Source organism: Kitasatospora cystarginea, assembly GCF_039533515.1.
Taxonomy (GTDB): Bacteria; Actinomycetota; Actinomycetes; order Streptomycetales; family Streptomycetaceae; genus Kitasatospora; species Kitasatospora cystarginea.
In genome coordinates this window covers 1-541 of the sequence record NZ_BAAATR010000223.1, presented here as the reverse complement: position 1 = coordinate 541, position 541 = coordinate 1, and the positions used below count along the sequence as shown (strand labels likewise).

Here is a 541-nt window from a genome sequence, read left to right as displayed (position 1 = left end):
GACCTGCTCGGCGCCCTCCGCGGCGGCGGCAAGAAGTAAGACGCTCGACAGAACGCACTGCGGCGATCCCGTTCGGGGTCGCCGCAGTGCTCTGTTCAGTCAATCGTCGAAGATCGAAACATCCTCAGTGACAAGGCAAACGCAACCAACAGCAGCGCGCCCACAAAAGTACTGACCCCGACCCAACCGCCACCCGCGTATGCAAGACCCGCGAGGGCGCCCGCCACGGACGAACCCGCGTAGTAGGCAAACAGATACAACGCCGACGCCTCGGCCCGGTGATCGGTAGCGATCAGCCCCACCCAACCGCTGGCCACCGAATGCGCGGCGAAGAATCCTCCGGTGAAGAGCAGCATCCCCACGAGCGTCAACGCCAGATTGTCCGGAACGGTCAGTGCCAGGCCGATACCGATGACGACAACCGACCCGAGCAGCACGCTGCGCCTACCCAGTCGGTCAGAGGCCCCGCCGGCTACCGCCGAGGTGAAAGTTCCGGCAAGGTAGAAAAGGAACACCAGGCCCACAAGCGCTTCAGGAAGGC

The 541-nt window shown here is 64.1% G+C and carries 1 protein-coding gene; it reads right to left on the bottom strand.

Features of this window, described 5'->3' with window-relative positions:
- Positions 1 to 95 precede the first annotated feature (95 nt).
- On the bottom strand, positions 96 to 541 hold a 446-nt coding region (locus ABD369_RS40955), incomplete at its 5' end, for an MFS transporter (RefSeq protein WP_344641717.1).